We start from the raw sequence: 18,366 nt of genomic DNA on the forward strand, positions 1-18,366 counted from the left end.
CCGGGCCGCTGCACCGCCGAATACCGCTCACGGCATAGCAGAGGAGAATGCGGCCTTTCGGGCGGACCGCAGAAAATCTGAATCCTCAAGTTCGCACAGCGCGGGACAGTCCGGGCTATTGGCACAGTGATGGCTTTCACAGGAACCATGACCCGCATCATCTGCGCGATCCCGCGCGCATCATTGCGGTCGGTCTTGTTCACATGCGCCTTGAGGAATGATCCTCCCCCACTGAAGTGATCCGCCCGTATAGTTAGGAAACGGAGGATCAGATATGGGAATCAAGCGACACAAGCCCGAAGAGATTGTCACGAAGTTACGGCAGGTTGAGGTGCTTTGCGGCCAAGGGATGCCGCGCGTAGACGCCATTCGACAGGTGCAGATTACAGAACAAACCTTCTATCGCTGGCGCAAGCAATATGGCGGTATGGGAACCGACCAACTGAAGGAACTAAAGCGACTTCAGAAGGAGAATGACCGGCTGCGTTGGGCAGTTTCTGATCTGACATTGGACAAGCTCATTCTGTCGGAAGCTGCACGGGGAAACTTCTGAGCCCCTCGCGCCGCCGTAACTGCATTGATCATGTGCGACGCCAGTTCCACGTCTCAGAGCGTCGCGCCTGCCGTGTTCTGGGACAGCACCGTTCCACACAGAGGCGGGTGCCTGTTGGACGTGCTGACGAAGACCGGTTGGTGTCTGACATGATCGAACTGACACGCCAATATGGTCGATACGGTTACCGTCGGATAGCGGCTCTTCTGAGAGACGCCGGCTGGCAAATCAACGACAAACGTGTTGAGCGCCTATGGCGGCGTGAGGGGCTGAAAGTTCCAATGAAACAACCGAAGAAAGGACGGCTCTGGCTGAACGACGGGTCGTGTGTTCGACTCCGGCCCGAATATCGTGACCATGTCTGGTCCTATGACTTCGTGCACCATCGAACGGATGACGGGAAAGCGTTCCGGACACTGAACATTCTGGATGAACACAGCCGGGAATGCCTGGCGATCCGGGTGAAGAGGCGCTTGAACTCGGCAGAAGTTATTGACGCGCTGACAGATCTTTTCATCCTGCGTGGCGTTCCTGCTTTCATCAGATCAGATAATGGCCCAGAGTTCATTGCTCAGGCCGTTCGAGATTGGATCGCAGCGGTCGGTGCCCAAACGGCCTACATTGAACCAGGATCACCTTGGGAGAACGGATACTGTGAAAGCTTCAACGCGCGCTTCAGAGACGAGCTGCTGAATGGAGAGGTATTTTACAGCCTGCGTGAGGCCCAGATCCTGATTGAACAATGGAGAAATCACTACAACACAAAACGGCCGCATAGTGCTCTGGGCTATCGCCCACCGGCTCCGGAAGCCATCGTTCCGGTGGAAACCAGGCCGATCATGCACTAACACTCACACTGGACCACTTCGATGGGGCTGATCAGCCGCCACTAGATACCCAATCCCCGCTCGTTTCAGACCTAATGCTGGCTGAGACATGAAAGATATCGCGGATGATACGTCTCTTTCCGGATGTTCCGACGCCCAGCTAACTTGCGGCGCGTATCTTACCGTTAAAGACGCGAGTTGGAATGCACCACGAAGTCGCAAACCAGTCCTATATCCAATCAGTTTTGATCTCTCGCCTGGTCAGGTCCTCGGAATTGTTGGTCCCAACGGCGCAGGGAAATCCACGCTACTCCGACTGCTCTACCGGTATCATCGCTCCACAAGCGGCTCGGTAAAGATTGATGACCACGATATCTGGACGGTTTCTGCGAGAGACACAGCGCGCAAAGTTGCAGCAGTCTTGCAAGAGCAGCCCACCGATTTTGCGCTGACAGTTCGCGAGATCGTTGCCCTTGGACGCACGCCTCACCGGACTGGGTTTGGAGGTACATCAGGTCGAAGGGATGCCGATATTCTCGCGGCAACACTCGAACGGCTAGACCTTGGTGGTTTCGCGGAGCGTCACCTAGGCACGCTGTCAGGCGGAGAGCGTCAGCGTGTGATGGTCGCCCGCGCGCTTGCGCAAGAACCACAGCTCTTAATCTTGGATGAACCCACCAACCACCTCGACATTCGGCACCAACTTGAGGTTCTGAAATTGATCCGTGACCTTCCAGTGACGATTGTCACCTCGCTGCACGATCTGAACATGGCCGCAGATGTTTGCGACCAGGTGCTGCTGTTGGACGATGGTTACGCTGTCGGTTTTGGCGCGCCGCAAGACGTGTTCTCTGAGATCGCGATTTCGAATGCCTTTCACGTGACAGCGCGGCGAGAACATCTCGCGCCGAGCAATACGAAACATATGACATTCCATCTCTAATACAGGACCACCCAGATGAAACTGATCGCATTTGGCGCAGCAGCGCTTAGCTTCAGCGCTAGTATGGCCGTCGCGGACACCACCGTTCAAAGCTGTAACCGCACAGTGACCTTCGACGCACCGCCAGAACGTGCAGTCTCCAACGACGTTAACCTAACGGAAATGATGCTCGCCCTGGGCCTTGCGGACCGCATGGTCGGCTATACCGGCATCTCCGGTTGGAAGACGCTGGATGAAGAGATGACAGCGGGTGTCGAGGAACTCCCCGAGCTGTCTGCCAAATACCCATCGAAAGAGGTGATCGTCGGCGCCGACGCAGACTTCTTCTTCGCGGGCTGGAACTACGGCATTAAGGTTGGCGGTGAGGTCACACCAGAAACACTCGAACCCTTCGGAGTGCAGGTCTACGAACTGACGGAAAGCTGCACCCACATCATGGACAAGGAGAAGGCCAGCATCGAGGACATGTACAATGACCTAACCAACCTCGGCACGATCTTCGAAGTCGAAGACAAGGCAGCGGAACTGGTCGAGGGCTACCGGGCAGAACTTGCGGCCTTCACCGGTGAGCTGGAAACCGGCGAACCCCCACGTGTCTTTATTTATGACAGCGGCGAAGATACCCCCTTTACCGCCGGCCGCTACGCCATGCCCACGGCGCTGATCGAAGCCGCAGGCGGCGTGAACATCATGGATGATTTCGAGAAAAGCTGGGCCACCGTCACCTGGGAAGAGGTGGTCGAACGGAACCCAGAGGTGATCATGATCGTCAACTACGGCGAAGTCACCGCCGAACAAAAGCGTGAGTTCATGATGTCGAACCCAGCCTTTGCCGACCTCGACGCCGTCAAGAACGACCGTTTCGTGACGCTGGAATACGTCGAGGCCACACCGGGACCGCGCAACATTCAAGCGATCAAAACCCTCGCCGAAGCCTTCTGGGCTGAGTAACTCATGAGCGAGGCCGCCAGCACACACCCTTTGGCTCGCCGCCGCTTCGGCGTGTTACCTTTTCTGTTGGTTGGGGTGGCCCTGCTTTTGGTCTCGCTATCATTCGCAGTGTCGGTGGGTGCGGTTCCCGTCCCCCTCGGCACGGTCTGGGGCATCCTGCTCAACAATATCAGCCCCGGGCTGATCGAGCAAACCTGGAGCCAGGGGCGCGAGGCGATCGTCTGGGAAATCCGCTTTCCAAGGGCGATCCTTGCGATGATGGTCGGGGCTGGTCTGGCGATGGTGGGCGCAAGTCTGCAAGCGGTTACGCGCAACCCTCTGGCGGATCCACATCTGTTGGGCATCTCGTCCGGCGGAGCTTTTGGGGCGATCTTGGCACTCCTGCACACGGGTCTGTTCATTGGCCTTCTTACTGTCCCGCTTCTGGCTTTCCTCGGGGCACTTGGGGCCACAACCATCGTGCTGGGCGTGTCACGCTTTGCCGACGCGATGAGTGCGGACCGGCTTGTCCTGGCGGGCGTCGCCGTTTCCTTCATCATCATGGCCTGCGCCAACGTTCTGATCTTCCTCGGCGACCCCAAAGCGACCCACGTGGTCGTCTTCTGGATGCTGGGCAGCCTCGGCCTCGCGCAATGGGGCCAGTTGATCTATCCGCTAGTTGTGCTTCTAGTCAGCGCCGCCTGGCTTCTGTCGCGGTCTACGGAATTGAACGCCATGACGGTGGGCGATGAAACCGCCTCAACCCTCGGCATCCCGGTCGCCCGCTTCCGCCTTGCGGTATTCGTGGCAGGTGCACTCATCACCGGTGTCATGGTCGCTTTCTCCGGTATCATCGGGTTTGTCGGCCTGATGGTCCCGCACGTAGCTCGCATGCGGGTCGGCGGCGACTACCGACGGGTGCTCCCCGCCTCAGCCTTTCTCGGGGCGATCTTCCTCCTCTGGGCGGATATCACAGCGCGTACAATTATGGCACCGGAAGACATGCCCATCGGCATCGTTACCGGCCTAGTCGGTGGTGTCTTCTTCGTTTGGCTTCTGAGCCGACGTCAGGCTTAGCATATGCCTAAACAGTCAAATGCAGACACCAAACAAGCAGATGATTGAGACCGGACGTCTTCGCCTTCGACGCTGGGACAATAGTGACATTCACCAAATTCACCTGTTGCTGGCTGATCCAGACGTCATGCAGTTCAGCGAAAATGGCGCGCTGAGCGAGAGCGATCAGATAACTTGGTTGCAACGTGCAACAACGCAGCAGCCAAAAAGCGCCTTGCCCGACTGCCTTGCTATTGAAAGAAAGCAAGACAGTCGAATGTTTGGCTATGTCAGCTTGATCAAAGATCTTTCGAGAGTTCAATCGGGTGACGTCGAAATCGGTTTGCGACTGATGAAGAGTGTATGGGGTCGAGGATACGCAACTGAAGCCGCACACAGATTGATCTAAGCAACAAAGCTCCGTGAACACCATCGTCCAAAAATGCCCGTTTTTAATGCCGTCCAAATCCTTGTGGGGGGCTTTGCCGGACAACTCTGGTTATATGGCACACCTCAGGAATCAAGCGGCGCGTAACTGCCGTCCGACCGGTGAACTTCCTGCCCACTTAGGGGCGGATTGAACGCGCAAACGAGGCGCAAGTCTCCGCCAATCGCCCGCACCTGGTGCCGGTCATTTTTGTCAAGAGCGTATACGGTAAACGGTTCAAGAGGTTGCCAGTTATTCTCACCGGCCAGCGTCACCTCTCCCCGGCCTGCGATGCAGTAACAGGCCTCCAAGTGATGTTTGTATTCAAGCTCCAACGTGGCCCCGTCTTCGATAATTGTATCGGTCATCGAAAACCCCATCCCGTCGGATGCCAGCAACAAGCGACGGCTTTTCCAACCAGGGCCGGAAACGTCTCTGTCGGTATTGGCAATGTCGGTCAGGCTTCGTACGATCATTGTTTGCTCCTTAGGGTTCATAGGTGTTTAGATATAAGGGATGCGAGATGAAGCGCCCCATGGTCGGCATTTCGTGCGCCAATCAACTGAAGCGAGACTGGTGTTCCGGCGGCGGTGGCCTCAACCATCGGTATCGACACAGAGGGCAGATCTAGGTGATTGGCGATAGCGGTGTTGCGAATGATCAGGCTATTCATCCGCAAGTAATTTTTCTCTTCGGTCAGTTGGTTCAGCCTAGGCGGAAGGATAGGAAGTGTGGGCAATAGCAGGCCGTCAAAATCAGCCAGAATTTTATCGGAAAGGCGTCGCAGCCCGCGCATCTTTTCAAGCAATTGACTGTAGCGTGCCGAAGATATTTTTGCAGCCTGTTCCATGCGCATAGCGATACGTGGGTCATATTCCGCCCGCTGCTTTGCGAGATAATCTTTGTGAAACTGAAACGCTTCGTAAGTCACGATGTCAGAGGGCGGCAATTCGTTTGCAATCTGGTCAAACAGAAACGGTCGGCGATCTGTTTTGACCCCCAGATCGGTCAGAACGGAAATGGCCTGGTCATAGTAATTGCGTACCTCAGAATCGGTTTCTTCCAGGAGCAAGTCAGTTGGGAGCAGGAACCGCTTCCCGCAAAGAGAGTGTTTGCTCTGCACGCCCTCGTGGCCGGTCACGGCGTCGAACAGCGCAGCAAGGCCAGAAACATCTGGGGCGATCAGCCCTGGCACATCAAAACTTGGAGCAAGTGGAATGATACCCCGGCTGGGAAACACGCTCTGAGACGGGCGAAAACCGGCCAATCCGCAACACGCCGCGGGGATACGACAGGACCCACTGGTGTCCGAGCCGACGGCGAACAGGCTCATTCCTTCGGCAACTGAAACCGCGCCGCCAGACGATGATCCGCCGGCAACCATGCTCTGGGCGCGGCCTGCCGGTGACAGCGGGGTTCCAAAATGGCTGTTCAGACCAAGGCCGGAATAGGCGAATTCCGTCATGTTCGTCTGCCCGATCAAAACAGCCCCCAAGGCCCGCAGTTTCGCGAGGAATGGAGCGTCTCTGCTTGCACGGGGATTGTTTTTCAGAACCGGCGATGCGGCACAGGTCACACGCCCTTGAACATCGAAATTGTCTTTTACTGAAAACGGCACTCCCGCTAACGAAGGACACTTCTGACCCGTTGCGCGTTTTTCATCCCAATATGACGCCTCATGCCGCGCCTGATCCGGAAAAAGGCGCCGAAAACTAACATTCCCCTGCAAAGCCGGGTCAGCCGCATGTGAAAGGGCCTGGTCAACCAGTTCTGCTGCGGTAATGCGGCCGCTCTCGAGACCTGCCAGGATGAGGTTCAGATTTTGCATTGTAGTTTTGTCATTGCCCTGGGGTTATTGTCAGGCGGCAAACTCAGGTGTTGACCGGGGTGAGTTTTAAAACGGTTTGAACAAACCGCGCATTCCTTTACCGAAGAGGATAATTTTAGATCACACCTTCAACGCAAAAGAAGCTGTCCGAAGCCGGTGACAGGTTTGTCGTAGCCGCTCAGCCGCAAAGACTGCCAAAACATGCATTGATTACTGCAAAACACGGGTTTGTTCAGCGTGCTTTCAAGCCGTTCAATGGTTTCTACTGTTCTGACGCCTGTGCAGGAAACGAACACTGCATCCGCATCTTCGTGGACAATATCAACCACCGCGTCATGGATGGTCTCCGGCTTCAGACGGGCCATATCCTGATCGTCAAGCAAACCGAAATACGCTTGATTAAGAACTTCTGTCCCCTGACTTTCGATAAATTCACCCATGGCCGCGGTGATTTCCAATGTATAGGGGGTCAGGAGTGTTATCCGTTTGATGTTGCTGGCCTCGAAAGCCGCTATTGCGGCTAAAATTGGTGTCACGACCTGAGCGCCGGGCCTGCCTTTTTGAATTTGAGCCGTCACTTCTTCGGGGCCAATTAAAACTGAGGCTGAGGTGCAGCTGTAGGCGATGACATCAATATGGGTCGTGGGCAAGATGAGGGAGGCGGCCTCAGACAGCTGTGGCCCCATCCGGCGCAGGTTTCCCTCCGTAACCGGAATTTCAAGCGGAACTCTTGTCGAATAGTAGCAAATCTCTCCTCCGCGTGGCGTCATGAGGCCAAAGTCCCGCTCAGTGATCATATCGCTGGAAAGGACGATCAAGCCGATCCTGTTGGGTCCAGGCTTGTCCCCGAGATTGGGGACAAAATATTCATTTTCGCGCGTGGCAGATGATGGTTCGGCGGGGGGTGGCATAAATCTAATTCCTGACGGGTTTTCAGTTTGAGCTATGACTCTGCCCTGCAAAACGAAGAAACTTTAGCGCACTGCTCGGTTCATGCCGCCGTCTGACAAGATGCTTTGCCCGTTGATGTAACGTGCGCCGTCTGACGCCAGAAATACGCAAGCCTGACCGATTTCTTCAAAAGTAGCGGGGCGCTGTGCCGGGATGGACCGTCGGGCAAACTCGGACAGATTCACATTTTCACAGAATCCGGGGAGCAGGTTGTTCATCCTGATGTTGTAGCGGGCGTAACGGTCTCCGAAAAGTTTCGAGAAGCTGTGCAACGCTCCGCGCAACATACTCATGGGATATGGTGCGCGTGGCTCGATGGTATTCATTGACGAAATGTTCACAAAGGCTCCCCCGCCCTGTTTAATCAGGATCGGAGTGACTATGCGTGCGATTTTGACGACGTTCAGCACGTACATTTCCAGGCTTTCGTGCCACAGCTCGTCCGTCAATTCGAGCAATGGTCCGTCAAAATCCGGATCAAAGCCAACTGTCTTGATCGCTTCGGGAACGGAACCGCCATGGCCCATATTGCTGACAATAGCATCGATCCGGCCATATTTGCTCATCGTGTCGTCGACCATCGCTTGCAGATCATCCACGTCCAGCACCGAGCCTCTGCGGCCGATACCCCCCAGTTCTTCGGCCAATTCGACAGAGCGGTTGGACGGTGACATCAGCGAAACCTTGTAGCCTGCCTTTGCCATCTCCAAGGCGCAGCCCCGGCCAATTCCCTGACCCGTGCCGGTCATCAGTGCGACTTTTTCTTCGGACATAATTTTCTCCTGCTGTAGCAGCCTAGCAGGCGCGTGTTACATTGGGCACATGCCTGAGCTGAGAGAGGATTACTGCACCCATCTGAGAAAATCGAACGAGATTAACGCATAGACCTGTTAGGTTATCTCACACCAGTGGAAACCCCGCATCCCATCTGGGGGGGAGTTTTAGGGGCGCTACAAGACGTAAGGAAGAATTTCGCACGGCAAATTATGAGCGACCACAAGGGCTCAGCGGTGAAAATAACCCAAACGCAGTCTTTCCCGGGTCAAAAGCCAGCGGTAACGCCGCATGGTTCGATTACTTAAATCGACAACAGCCACTTCCTAAAAATCCTGACCGCGACACGGTCCTGATCGCCATGTCGGCAGACAAAGTGCAACCCGCGCTCCAAGGGCACACGGCTTGTGTCTAGTCGAATGAGCCTGCCCTGATCCAAATCCCTGGCAGCCAACAAATGTCGTGCCAACGCCACGCCTTGCCGGTCAATCGCGGCTTCCAGCAAGACAGCGCTTTCGAAGAATTCAATGTTTCGCGAGGTGACCTGATCCGGGTTCAGGCCAACTTGCTCCGCCCATTTATTCCAACCTGCGTTGAAGGCGTCATAGAGCAGCGGCAACTGTAAGATGTCCTCGGCTGGCATCGGCAACCGAGCCTCCCCCACAAGCGCAGGCGATGCAACGACGACCAACTCTTCGTCGGTGATTTTCTCACTATAAAGCCCCTCCCAGGGGGGCACCCCAAACCGCAGGGCCACATCAACTTCAGACGTGTCGAAATCTGTAATGCCATCGTCGGTTTCCAGAAACAGCGCGATGCCCGGATGTTCTCTTTGGAACAAAGGTAGACGGGGTACAAGCCATTTTAGCGCCACTGAATTTGGCAGCGATACCTTCAAGGACTGGTGTTGGTGTTGCCGTTTGACATCCGACACGCCTTTTTGCAGTGATGTGAAGGCCTCTTGTGTGGACTGGTAAAGCCGCCAACCTTCCTTGGTCAATTCCACGCCATTTGGGCGGCGGTGAAACAATGTTGCCCCCAAATATTCTTCCAACAGCTTGATTTGGCGGCTTACCGCGCCATGCGTGACGTTCAAACTATCTGCCGCTTTGCTAAGACTAGACTGTCTAGCTGTTTCGTCAAAGGCCTGCAGGGCGCGAAGATGTCTGAGTTTTTCCATGGCTTGAGAATACCTAACACCATTCAGAGAAAAATTCGATAGGACTCTCACCCCTGAACGGGTTACCTTACCTCCCTGTTCGATACGTACTGCCAAAACTCACACCAGTGACCAGGCCAACCCGCCTCATGACGCAAAATGTTGCCAATCCCTTATCTCCGCCGATACCTTTTGGAACGCTCGCTGTCCTTTGGCTGGTTGGCTGGACATTGCGCGTTCACATTCTGGCTGCGCCGCCATTGGCGACGCGCATTGCTGAAAGTTTTGGACTTGGTGAGGCGGCAGCGGGCGCGCTGACGATGCTGCCCGTTGTGGCAGTCGCTTTCGGTGCCATTCCAGCGGCATGGATCATTGCACGCTTCGGCCTTCGCGCCGCTGTCGTAACAGGCCTTCTTGTCATGACCGTTGCGTCCGTTGCCCGTGGGCAGGTACCCTCAGCTTCAATGTTGTTTGTAGCATCAGCAATTATGGGATTGGGTGTTGCAGTGTTCCAAACGGCTCTGCCTGCAGCGACGCGCGTTTGGACGCCCACGCATGTTGCACTTGGCAGCGCGGTCTATCTCAATGGCATGATGATGGGCGAATTGTCAGGGGCCGGGCTGACATTACCGGTCGTGCTGCCATTGGCAGGGGGTGATTGGCGGTTTGCCCTGGTCCTCTGGTCCATACCGATATTGTTGATCACAATGTTGGTGGCTTTGGTACGTCTACCCAAGGTTCAACCCAACACAGGGAGAGCGGCTTTGCCCGGGCTGTGTCAGGAAGCGTCCCTCCCTCGATGGAATGACGTCCGCGTCTGGCAATACGGGCTACTGCTGAGCAGTTCAGTTGTCGCCTTCTTTGTAATCAATGCTTATTCTGGATCGCTTCTCCAATCGAGAGGCGAATCCCACACAGCCGGAGCGTTCCACTTTGCTTACAACGCCACACCTGTATTTGCCTCGTTTGTGGTTCTCCTGGCTCCGAAATGGGTTGGGTCGCGCAGGCCGATTGCGGTATCGGCTTTGTTTGCCTGGCTTGGCTTGGCAGGATTTTTTCTCCTGAAGGGCTGGGCGTCCTGGGGTTCAGCATTGGTTGCCGGATTTGCCGCGACCATCGAATTGATCCTCCTGGTCTCGCTGCCTCCTGTGATTGCCAAAGGGATTGCTGTTACGAGGCTCAGCGCTGGAATGACGCTCATCGGTTTTTCCATCGCCTTCCTGCTAACATTGCTCGGCGGTTGGCTGGCTGATAGCACGGGTTGGATCGAAATGGCTCTGACACCGTCGTTGATATTTATGATGGCGGCTTTCGCGACATTGGGTCGAACAGCGCACTATCCAAACTATTACTAGTGGAAAGGGACGGCATTCAGACAATTATACGATTGCTGCGAAGAGCTGTTTCAACGGTGGAGCAATACAGAGGCCAGGTGACGACGGGCCAATCACGCCGGACGCTTAATTTATGGCGACCATTGCGTTTTGAAGTTCCGACACGCGCTTCTGTAAAATTTCCAAATTTTCGTCGAAAATTTCCAGACGCTCAATGCTTTTGCACGTGTTGAACAAATACTCGGAATTGGGACCGCGACTGCCGGAGGCATGCGCTATGATTTGCGCCTGAGCTTCTAGAGTTAGCGCACCGCAATACTCTTCGTGAGATGGATCGATAACATAGCAAATAGCATCCACCTTTTCACCAGAGTCCAAGATGACCGGGCAGAGTAATTCTTGATAAGCGTCTGAGGTCAGTTCACGCTGACGTAAATCGCCAATTGCTTTAGAAGCATTCTTAGCCTCTACAAAATACACGACACCATGGCACTGGGTGCCCCGTTGTTTTTCCAAGGCAAGAACCAAGCCAGGGCATTGCTTGGTTCCACGATAACGCACCGACCACATGCAGAAGCTACGAAAATACCCGTCGATGCGAGCAGTGTGTTTCTCTGAAAAAATGAAGTCTGGTCGCCAAATCAGAGATCCATAACCAAAAACCCAAAATCCACTTTCAGTCATTTTTTCAATTTTCGACCTATTCATTACGTTTCCTCAATCGATCTGTGCCGTAATTTGTTGACGCTATCTTGGATGCCACCATGGAATGTGCGTGTATTTGCCCTTTAAAGCACCGGGTCTACGATAACAGAATGCTCGACGACCGCCGACATCGGGAAACAAACATCTGCTTGGCTTTCCAATATTCCAACACAGGCATGCCCCCAATCGGTTTATTGGAAGCGTCTTGCGCCATAGGGTCTGCGATGTCCTTTGATCCGAACACGATGGCGATTTCTTGCTCCGACATTGCGATGTTTCCACCTTTTGATTTTAGAAGAGAGATCAGAGCGACCGGAATCGCATTGCTTTGGAGGGCCCCTGAATTCTTGATTGAAAAATAGAAACATCTCCCAACTACGTAAATCGAATTTTAGGCACGTTCACGCCAGAAAAACTCACATACGTCAGGTGTGCGCAACCAGACCTTCAGCGCATACGAGGACTAGCATGTGATACTGACGCGATTTGCAGGACCGCTCAAGCTGAAGACACGGGCACCGGCAATCGGCGCGCACTCGGCAATGAGGAAGGCGTGCGTGACCCTGGCCAGACGCCTCGCGTTTGGAAAAGCACCGCTGGGGGAGCTTGTCTCATAGCAGGTAGCCAGTCATCGGACAGAAGGCTCAGACCGGAAACTGCGCCTAGAGCCTACAGGAAGCCCCTAACGCGCAATCTGCTATAAGAGAGAGGTCTGCATTGCTTCCTGAAACGATGGCGACAACAGACTTTCCTTCCCACTCTTCTGCATGTTTTTGTGCCGCAGCCACTGCCACTGCTTCGCCCGGCTCTACCAGAATTTTCATCTCTTTCAGGATCAGCGAGATTGCTGACATTGCTTTCAGGTCAGAGACCGCAAACCCGTTGGCCAAGAGCTACCGGTTGATTGGGAACGTCAGCGCGCCTGGAAACTGCGTAGCGATGGAATCGACGGCCTGCTTCATTGCCTATCAACTCACGCACATTGCGCAGGAAAACAAGTGTGAGGGTTGGTTGAATTCGAGGCTCGCTTCTATGAGTTTCGCTGCCGGGAAACTCACCGTTTCTGCAAACTCGAACATTGCGCTTCGCTTTGAGCGCGTCAATTCACGACGGCGGCACAAGCCCGGAACGTCCGCCGAGGCAGAGCCAAACAGGAAAAGCCATTCATCAATCGATTCCTATTTATTTGGGACGTCGCGCCAGCAATTGTCGCAAACCTGGAGGCAGACTGATGTGACCAAAAAGGCAAGTTTCGTCCTTCAACGGATTCCCGGACCACTGATTTTAAAGACAAAATAGCTGTGCCAGAGGCAAAACTATGTGCTCCTTCTCACTCCTTGCAAAGGATCAGATAGTTTTGCCTTTTTGATCAGATATGCCGCTTCTGGCAGCGTGGAACATATCATCCCGAAAAGATATTGAAACAACTTGCAGAGGTCGAAGTGTACGCACGAAGGGCCGAAAAACTGACTTTCGCTGCGACCTGCACCGATACGGGCTATGCGCAGATAGGCACCTTTGCATAGATTAGGCACTTTCCCGAAAGCAGCCCTTCAACCTGAACGCAGCAAACAGCGGCTCGGCGCCCAATTCAGTCAGCGCGAATTGACTAAAGATGCTGGGATCGCACTAGGCCCTCACAGCACATAGTGCTGAACTCGGAAACCGCCGCCAATGTCCGGAGACAACCCGCAATCAACCTGGCAATTCGAACACTTCAACCACTCGAAACCTGCATTGGCGGTATCCTGGAGTTTGGGCCCAGTCCACAGTTGCTATCGCTTTTCAGGAGGTCAGGAGCTCGATTTGGTAGTCTTCCAAGCGGTCCTGGAGAAAAGTGTAGTCCCGTCGGGCTTTGCTTTGGGTCTCACGATCCAGAGTGAGGATACGGAAATCCTCCTCCCGGTCAGAGAACGCTTCAGGCGGGGTAGTTTCATCCTGCCATGGCAAACAAAAAAGAGAGTTCCCGTAAGTTTCGCCAGCCCTGTTCAGGGATAGGAAAAAGACCTGGTTCTCCAGGGCCCTTGCGATGGCAAAGGGGTGCCAGGTGTGAAAGCTCTTGTCCCGGTAATAGGCGCCGCAATGAAGGATTGCATCGACCCCATGGTCGATGACGAGCGTGCGAGCCAGTTCCGGGATACGAATGTCGTAGCAAATGATGGGGGACAGCTTAAAGCCGTTGATTTCGAATACAAAAAGATGGTTGCCGCGATGGAAATACTCTTTCTCCATCGATGCGCCATATTGGGCCAGATGCAATTTGTCGTAATGGCCGACAAGCTGACCGTCAGGGCCGACCACCCCTGTGCAGATGAAGGGGCCGCCTTCGCCGGCCCTCGCAAAGCCGAAGGACACTGATACCCCGTGCTCGATAGCCACTTGCCGCCAGGCTTGGAACGAGGCGCCGTCGAGCGGCTCGGCCAAGTCGTCCAGCCGCGCAAAGGTTTCACGCGAATAGTCGATGCTCGACAGTTCCGGCAGCACCACCAAGTCCACGGGCGTATCGGAGGCACGAAGACGGGCCCGGACTTTCCCAACCGAGGCGGCAAGATGTGCGTCCCGTTCGGCTGCTCTGGTCATTGCAGGTATGCTAATCTGGCAGGCCAGAATTGTGAGCTTATCATTGGTGGGCATTTTTCAGACCTTCTTGTTTTGCCAGTATTCGTTCATACGTGTCCGGTCGGCTTCGATCCGCTCGATCCGCTCCACTGTCCGGCTTGACTGACCGATGGTGAAAAAGCCGATCAGCGCTTCGATCAAGACTGTGCTGCCAACGTAACTTTCAAAGAACAGCGGGCTGCGATTTGGACCCAGAAGCACGTAGTCCGCCTCCAAAGCAATGGGCGCTGCCGGGCTGTCCGTGATGGCGATGACTTTTGCCGTGCGTTCCCGAGCGATCCGGGCCAATTCAATTGAAGCGCGGGCGCAGGGCTGCTGACTGACGGCAATCATCACGTCACCTTCCCCGATATCGGCCACCGGGTCCGCGAAGACACCGCCGTCGCCCCGGACAAGCCGGAATTTTCCGCTGGCCATGCCGCCAATGTAATGCGCATAGGCCGAAAAACTGGCCGAGGCCTGCATGCCGACAATATAGACTGTCCGGCTGTCATTCAGAACCTTGGCAACGCTGGCAAAGTAATCCGGATCAATCGAGTCGAATACTGCCGTCAGGTTGTCCATTGTAGCGGTTCGGAATTTCCCCCAAGTTTCGCGCGCTTCAGCATCGCCGCCGGATTTTTGCAGGCTTTCGGCCCTCAGGTGATATTCGCTGATGTCGTTCTGTTGGACCTGCTTGCGGTACACTTCGCGCAATTCGCTGTAGGTCTCAAACCCCAGGGCTTTTGCAAGCCGCGCGAAATTTGGCAGCGAAACACCTGCGTTGGTCGCCACCTGGCGCATCGATAAGGTCGCGATATCACCCGGATGTTCAAGCATGTAGGTCGCAACCACCTTCAGCGCGCGGGGAAGCTGAGGCAGCTGCGCCTTCAGACTCTGCGTGACACTGAGGTACATGTTCATATCGTTTGCCGGTTCTTTTGGCATTTGGCTTCCCTGTGTTTTAACGGGCGCCTGCGTGATTCATTTGTGACGCCTCGTTGCAGTTGGTTTAACAAATGCAACTTGTGCAACAGGGAATTTCAGGCCGGGCTGCTATTGGGAGACAGACCGCCTGGCCTGTGGCTTGGATCAACGGCTGAGCAGAAGATCCGGCAGCCATAGCGATAACTGCGGCACAAATGTGGTCAGCACCAGGGTCGGCAGCCAAGCGCAGAAGATGAACAGCAGTGTCGGGCCAAGCATTCTGCTGACCGGGGTTTCTGTCACCTGCGCGCCTAAATACAGGAGAGGAGCCGTGGGCGGGGTCACATTGGCCATACCAAGGTTCACTCCAAGGATCGCAGCAAAATGGATCGGATCCACACCAACGCTCTGCACAATCGGCAATAGCAGCGGGGTTGACAGCAGCAGCCCAGAGATATCGTCCATCAGCATCCCGATCAGGATCATCACCAGGTTGACCATCAGCAAAATCACAATTGGATTTTCCGATACCGAAAACACCATTTCACGGGCGAGCGTGGGGATGTCTTCGAAGATCAGGAAGCGGCTGACAATGAGGACCATAAAGATCATGGTCATCACCACGCCGATGGTGACGCCGGCCCCGGCAAGCGTGTTTATCAGCCCACGCCAAGTCAGCCCCCGGTAGACGTAGATCGCAATCGGGATCGAGTAGACCACCGCGACACCTGCGGCCTCTGTGGGGGTCATGATGCCGCCGTAGATGCCGCCGAGTATGATCACCGGCATAATCAGCGCGGGCATAGCCTGGCGGGACTGCAGCTTGAAGACTGGTAAGAAATTCGCAGGCTTTTCAGTGACTTTGATGTCCTTGTATTTGCGCAGGGCAAACTGGTTGGTCACGATCAGAAGAATAATCAGGATGATCCCGGGAATGACCGTCGACAGGAAGGCCTTCAGCACCGACTGCTGTGCCACCCAAGCATAGAGAATATGAGAGGAACTGGGCGGGATCAGCAGGCCAAGCGGACTGGCGCTGACAATCAGCGCGGCCGACAATCCGTCGGGGTAATTGGCCTTACGCAGATGCGGCATCATGATGCCGCCGATGCAGGTCAGTGTAGCATTGGCACTGCCCGAGATGGAGCCGAAAATGCCGCTGGCCACAACCGCTGCCGCCGACAGGCCACCCTTGATATGCCCGATGAACAGTTCCGCCAGCGCCACTAGCGGCGCGGCAATCTTGCCCTTCTCCATGATCGCGCCTGAAATCATAAACAGCGGGATCGCCAGCAACACCAGGGTGTTCATCTTCCAATACCCGGCGGGCAAATATCCAGTGATGTCATAGCCGCCCGTATAAGCGAGGAAGAACAGCACTGCGCCGAATGCAATATAGACGCTGACACCCAGCAGGAGCATCCCGCAGATGATCACGATACTTCCGAAAATGATCATGCCTTTGTATCCGTTTTTACCGTGCCATTGGACTGCGGGCCATCGATCAGGTGCAGCACAAAATAGATGGAGTTGAAGAGAGTCATGAAGAAGAAGCCGACCATGATTGCGGTGCGCGGCACCACTGCGGGAATCTTCAGGGCCGTGGTCCGCTCCCAAAGCGGATAGGCCAGAATTTCACTTTCGACGGCGAGATAGCACCAATAAACGATGTAAATGCCGATCAGGATCTCAATCAAATAGACCAAGATGCCGCGCCACCAGGCCAGTTTGGAGTTTCCAAGAATAACGCCGAGGATATCCGCGTTCACATGAGACTTGCGCTCGGCCGCCAGAGCCGCACCAAAAAAGAAGGTCCAGAAGCTGATCGCCAGCAGCCATTCCTCATAAGCAAAGAGATTGCCTGCAAAGCCGTAGCGGATGATCACCACAGCCAAGAAGGTGAAGGCCATCAGCAGGCCGCCCGCCGCGACGAACAGGCGCATAAACCGCAAAGCTGCACGAAGCGGTGCGCCAAGGACTTGCGGTACTCTTTCTGCAATCTCGCTCATTTGCCCCCTCCCAAGAACATTTTGCAGCCGGGCGGTCGGCACGGTTTCCCGCCGACCACCCGATCTTCATAAACGCTAGGGATCAATTTCCGGTCAGGCGGTCGATGGTTTCCTGTCCAACCGAGTCGACCATGGTCGGCCAGATATTCTCGCGGACCCAGGCGCCCATGGCTGCCTGCTCATCCCCATTCAGTGCCAGGATTTCATAGCCTTTGCCTTCAAGCATCTCGGCAAATTTGGCATCGTTTTCCCGATTGTAGGCAAAGAAGTCATCCGACGCTTTGCTGAACGCAGCCTGCACGACTTCGCGCTGCTGTTCGTTCATTTTGGCCCAGGTCTTTTCCGACGCATAATAAGAAGTCAGCTCAGAAACAGAGTTGTACTGGACGTAGTATTTGCCAACGTCCGACTGCGCGAAGATCGAATAGGTCGCTGATTTCGTACAGCAGATCGCGCCATCCACAATGCCCGATTGCAGTGCTGGAAAAATATCGCCCCAAGCCATGGTAGTTGCCTGGAAGCCCAGCCCTTCGACCATGTTCTTGACCACAGGTGAAGACCAAACCCTGATGTTCATGTTCTTTGGCCCAAGGTCGGCCCAGTTATCAGGTTTCTTGTTGGCAACGATGCCGGTGAAACCTTCCGGATTATTTGCCAGCAGGCGCAGGCCCAGTTCGCTCAGGCGTTCTTGCAAAATCTGGTTAAACGGGCTGTCCATGTTGCGCATGACAGCATCCATTTCATCGAAATCATTGACGAGGAAGGGCATCGACAGGAACTCGAGCCGCGGATCCTTGTGCGAGTAGATGAAGGCGGCAGTGAAATCGATGTTGCCGCGCATGGTGTCTTCCATCAGCGCTTCGCCCGAACCCAACTGGTTGGCGGGGAAGAGAGACATTTTCAGACCCACGTCAGCCGCTTCGATGTCAGCTTTGATCTGCTCCATCATTTTGGTCCCGGGGTGATCGACCGGAAATGTACCAGCAAATTTCAGGCGCATATCGGCTGCAGATGCCAGTGTGGCGACCGACATTGCAAGCACGCCTGCCAGGCCGGTGCGCGCCAGGGTTTTTCCGATTTTCAGTGTTTTGAGCATGATTTCCTCCCTTACTCACAGCTTTTGGTCGGCGCTCCCCGGCGCCGGCGGCAATTGTTCTCCGCTTTGCGCAGCCATTTGACGGGGCGAGTCGCTAGCGGTGTTACCCGAACCTAGCGACAAGTTGGTTTCGTTTGCAATACTTTTTACATTTTGCGTTACATTTGATAAATTTCAACTCTAACGCACACCGAGCACGAGGCCTTCACTCACGTCAGCGAGTGAAGACAGAAACGACCTTGCAAACCG

The 18,366-nt window shown here is 54.9% G+C and carries 20 protein-coding genes; 7 read left to right on the forward strand and 13 right to left on the reverse strand.

Features of this window, described 5'->3' with window-relative positions; all coding sequences use genetic code 11:
• The first annotated feature begins 274 nt into the window (after window positions 1-274).
• The 5 genes from RSK20926_RS09855 (at window position 275) to RSK20926_RS09875 (ending at window position 4,718) form a co-directional block, all read left to right on the forward strand.
• Window positions 275-1,401 (forward strand): IS3-like element ISRosp5 family transposase gene (locus tag RSK20926_RS09855; protein ID WP_085979697.1). Its coding sequence is split into 2 segments (ribosomal slippage): window positions 275-539 and window positions 539-1,401, totalling 1,128 coding nucleotides; the frame shifts between segments, so codons are not numbered across the junction.
• A gap of 88 nt (window positions 1,402-1,489) precedes the next feature.
• On the forward strand, window positions 1,490-2,323 hold the full coding sequence (locus tag RSK20926_RS22060) for an ABC transporter ATP-binding protein (protein WP_083805763.1): 834 nt from the start codon (window positions 1,490-1,492) through the stop codon (window positions 2,321-2,323).
• Window positions 2,324-2,338: 15 nt separating this feature from the next.
• A complete protein-coding gene (locus RSK20926_RS09865) occupies window positions 2,339-3,274 on the forward strand; it encodes an ABC transporter substrate-binding protein (RefSeq protein WP_008206312.1) in 936 nt (311 codons plus the stop codon).
• 3 nt (window positions 3,275-3,277) lie between these two features.
• Window positions 3,278-4,330: a FecCD family ABC transporter permease gene (locus RSK20926_RS09870; protein WP_008206314.1), complete on the forward strand. Its 1,053-nt coding sequence runs from the start codon at window positions 3,278-3,280 to the stop codon at window positions 4,328-4,330.
• Between the two features lie 40 nt (window positions 4,331-4,370).
• Window positions 4,371-4,718, forward strand: a complete 348-nt coding sequence (locus RSK20926_RS09875) for a GNAT family N-acetyltransferase (RefSeq protein WP_037254575.1) — start codon at window positions 4,371-4,373, stop codon at window positions 4,716-4,718.
• A gap of 104 nt (window positions 4,719-4,822) precedes the next feature.
• Here the strand turns inward: RSK20926_RS09875 and RSK20926_RS09880 are convergent, their stop codons facing one another.
• The 5 genes from RSK20926_RS09880 to RSK20926_RS09900 all read right to left on the reverse strand — a co-directional run bounded on the left by RSK20926_RS09880 (window position 4,823) and on the right by RSK20926_RS09900 (window position 9,565).
• On the reverse strand, window positions 4,823-5,212 hold the full coding sequence (locus tag RSK20926_RS09880) for an ectoine synthase (RefSeq protein ID WP_037254577.1): 390 nt from the start codon (window positions 5,210-5,212) through the stop codon (window positions 4,823-4,825).
• A gap of 17 nt (window positions 5,213-5,229) precedes the next feature.
• Complete coding sequence (locus RSK20926_RS09885) at window positions 5,230-6,564, reverse strand: amidase (RefSeq protein ID WP_008206319.1); 1,335 nt, start codon at window positions 6,562-6,564, stop codon at window positions 5,230-5,232.
• Window positions 6,565-6,692: 128 nt separating this feature from the next.
• Complete coding sequence (locus tag RSK20926_RS09890; RefSeq protein WP_008206325.1) at window positions 6,693-7,475, reverse strand: maleate cis-trans isomerase family protein; 783 nt, start codon at window positions 7,473-7,475, stop codon at window positions 6,693-6,695.
• Between the two features lie 63 nt (window positions 7,476-7,538).
• Window positions 7,539-8,288 (reverse strand): SDR family oxidoreductase, encoded by a 750-nt coding sequence (locus tag RSK20926_RS09895; RefSeq protein ID WP_008206327.1) that lies wholly within the window; start codon window positions 8,286-8,288, stop codon window positions 7,539-7,541.
• 305 nt (window positions 8,289-8,593) lie between these two features.
• Window positions 8,594-9,565 (reverse strand): LysR substrate-binding domain-containing protein, encoded by a 972-nt coding sequence (locus RSK20926_RS09900; RefSeq protein WP_232281869.1) that lies wholly within the window; start codon window positions 9,563-9,565, stop codon window positions 8,594-8,596.
• Between the two features lie 32 nt (window positions 9,566-9,597).
• On the opposite strand from RSK20926_RS09900, the gene RSK20926_RS09905 reads away from it, so the two are divergent.
• Window positions 9,598-10,803, forward strand: coding sequence for an MFS transporter (locus RSK20926_RS09905; protein ID WP_008206331.1), 1,206 nt, complete (start codon window positions 9,598-9,600; stop codon window positions 10,801-10,803).
• A 105-nt stretch (window positions 10,804-10,908) separates the two neighbouring features.
• Here RSK20926_RS09905 and RSK20926_RS09910 read toward each other — a convergent pair whose 3' ends face one another.
• From RSK20926_RS09910 to RSK20926_RS09915, 3 genes are all read right to left on the reverse strand, one after another.
• A complete protein-coding gene (locus tag RSK20926_RS09910; RefSeq protein WP_037254663.1) occupies window positions 10,909-11,466 on the reverse strand; it encodes a gamma-glutamylcyclotransferase in 558 nt (185 codons plus the stop codon).
• A gap of 118 nt (window positions 11,467-11,584) precedes the next feature.
• Entirely contained in the window at window positions 11,585-11,755 is a 171-nt protein-coding gene (locus RSK20926_RS23480; RefSeq protein ID WP_083805764.1) for an NAD(P)(+) transhydrogenase (Re/Si-specific) subunit beta, read from the reverse strand.
• A 394-nt stretch (window positions 11,756-12,149) separates the two neighbouring features.
• The gene (locus RSK20926_RS09915; protein WP_157133079.1) at window positions 12,150-12,341 is read right to left on the reverse strand and encodes a hypothetical protein; all 192 of its coding nucleotides are present in this window, start codon (window positions 12,339-12,341) and stop codon (window positions 12,150-12,152) included.
• Between the two features lie 85 nt (window positions 12,342-12,426).
• On the opposite strand from RSK20926_RS09915, the gene RSK20926_RS09920 reads away from it, so the two are divergent.
• Window positions 12,427-12,786 (forward strand): hypothetical protein, encoded by a 360-nt coding sequence (locus tag RSK20926_RS09920; RefSeq protein WP_037254580.1) that lies wholly within the window; start codon window positions 12,427-12,429, stop codon window positions 12,784-12,786.
• 486 nt (window positions 12,787-13,272) lie between these two features.
• On the opposite strand, the gene RSK20926_RS09925 is transcribed toward RSK20926_RS09920, so the two are convergent.
• The 5 genes from RSK20926_RS09925 to dctP form a co-directional block, all read right to left on the reverse strand.
• On the reverse strand, window positions 13,273-14,121 hold the full coding sequence (locus tag RSK20926_RS09925; RefSeq protein ID WP_008206340.1) for a carbon-nitrogen hydrolase family protein: 849 nt from the start codon (window positions 14,119-14,121) through the stop codon (window positions 13,273-13,275).
• A gap of 3 nt (window positions 14,122-14,124) precedes the next feature.
• Window positions 14,125-15,033, reverse strand: a complete 909-nt coding sequence (locus tag RSK20926_RS09930; protein ID WP_008206342.1) for a MurR/RpiR family transcriptional regulator — start codon at window positions 15,031-15,033, stop codon at window positions 14,125-14,127.
• A 144-nt stretch (window positions 15,034-15,177) separates the two neighbouring features.
• On the reverse strand, window positions 15,178-16,470 hold the full coding sequence (locus tag RSK20926_RS09935) for a TRAP transporter large permease (protein WP_008206344.1): 1,293 nt from the start codon (window positions 16,468-16,470) through the stop codon (window positions 15,178-15,180).
• Window positions 16,467-17,021 (reverse strand): TRAP transporter small permease, encoded by a 555-nt coding sequence (locus RSK20926_RS09940; RefSeq protein WP_037254583.1) that lies wholly within the window; start codon window positions 17,019-17,021, stop codon window positions 16,467-16,469. Before RSK20926_RS09940 ends, RSK20926_RS09935 begins: the two co-directional genes overlap by 4 nt.
• Window positions 17,022-17,103: 82 nt before the next feature.
• The gene (dctP, locus tag RSK20926_RS09945) at window positions 17,104-18,117 is read right to left on the reverse strand and encodes a TRAP transporter substrate-binding protein DctP (protein ID WP_008206351.1); all 1,014 of its coding nucleotides are present in this window, start codon (window positions 18,115-18,117) and stop codon (window positions 17,104-17,106) included.
• Window positions 18,118-18,366: the final 249 nt, after the last annotated feature.

The organism is Roseobacter sp. SK209-2-6 (assembly GCF_000169455.1).
Lineage (GTDB): Bacteria > Pseudomonadota > Alphaproteobacteria > Rhodobacterales > Rhodobacteraceae > Pseudophaeobacter.

Bases quoted from the DNA above. Each gene is read 5' to 3' on its own strand.
- RSK20926_RS23480 (WP_083805764.1), bottom strand. From the start codon at position 11,755: ATGTCGGAGCAAGAAATCGCCATCGTGTTCGGATCAAAGGACATCGCA.
- RSK20926_RS09880 (WP_037254577.1), bottom strand. From the start codon at position 5,212: ATGATCGTACGAAGCCTGACCGACATTGCCAATACCGACAGAGACGTT.
- RSK20926_RS09910 (WP_037254663.1), bottom strand. From the start codon at position 11,466: ATGACTGAAAGTGGATTTTGGGTTTTTGGTTATGGATCTCTGATTTGG.
- RSK20926_RS22060 (WP_083805763.1), top strand. From the start codon at position 1,490: ATGAAAGATATCGCGGATGATACGTCTCTTTCCGGATGTTCCGACGCC.
- RSK20926_RS09875 (WP_037254575.1), top strand. From the start codon at position 4,371: ATGATTGAGACCGGACGTCTTCGCCTTCGACGCTGGGACAATAGTGAC.
- RSK20926_RS09905 (WP_008206331.1), top strand. From the start codon at position 9,598: ATGACGCAAAATGTTGCCAATCCCTTATCTCCGCCGATACCTTTTGGA.
- RSK20926_RS09935 (WP_008206344.1), bottom strand. From the start codon at position 16,470: ATGATCATTTTCGGAAGTATCGTGATCATCTGCGGGATGCTCCTGCTG.
- RSK20926_RS09865 (WP_008206312.1), top strand. From the start codon at position 2,339: ATGAAACTGATCGCATTTGGCGCAGCAGCGCTTAGCTTCAGCGCTAGT.
- RSK20926_RS09870 (WP_008206314.1), top strand. From the start codon at position 3,278: ATGAGCGAGGCCGCCAGCACACACCCTTTGGCTCGCCGCCGCTTCGGC.
- RSK20926_RS09885 (WP_008206319.1), bottom strand. From the start codon at position 6,564: ATGCAAAATCTGAACCTCATCCTGGCAGGTCTCGAGAGCGGCCGCATT.
- RSK20926_RS09890 (WP_008206325.1), bottom strand. From the start codon at position 7,475: ATGCCACCCCCCGCCGAACCATCATCTGCCACGCGCGAAAATGAATAT.
- RSK20926_RS09915 (WP_157133079.1), bottom strand. From the start codon at position 12,341: ATGTCAGCAATCTCGCTGATCCTGAAAGAGATGAAAATTCTGGTAGAG.
- dctP (WP_008206351.1), bottom strand. From the start codon at position 18,117: ATGCTCAAAACACTGAAAATCGGAAAAACCCTGGCGCGCACCGGCCTG.
- RSK20926_RS09940 (WP_037254583.1), bottom strand. From the start codon at position 17,021: ATGAGCGAGATTGCAGAAAGAGTACCGCAAGTCCTTGGCGCACCGCTT.
- RSK20926_RS09930 (WP_008206342.1), bottom strand. From the start codon at position 15,033: ATGCCAAAAGAACCGGCAAACGATATGAACATGTACCTCAGTGTCACG.
- RSK20926_RS09920 (WP_037254580.1), top strand. From the start codon at position 12,427: ATGGAATCGACGGCCTGCTTCATTGCCTATCAACTCACGCACATTGCG.
- RSK20926_RS09925 (WP_008206340.1), bottom strand. From the start codon at position 14,121: ATGCCCACCAATGATAAGCTCACAATTCTGGCCTGCCAGATTAGCATA.
- RSK20926_RS09895 (WP_008206327.1), bottom strand. From the start codon at position 8,288: ATGTCCGAAGAAAAAGTCGCACTGATGACCGGCACGGGTCAGGGAATT.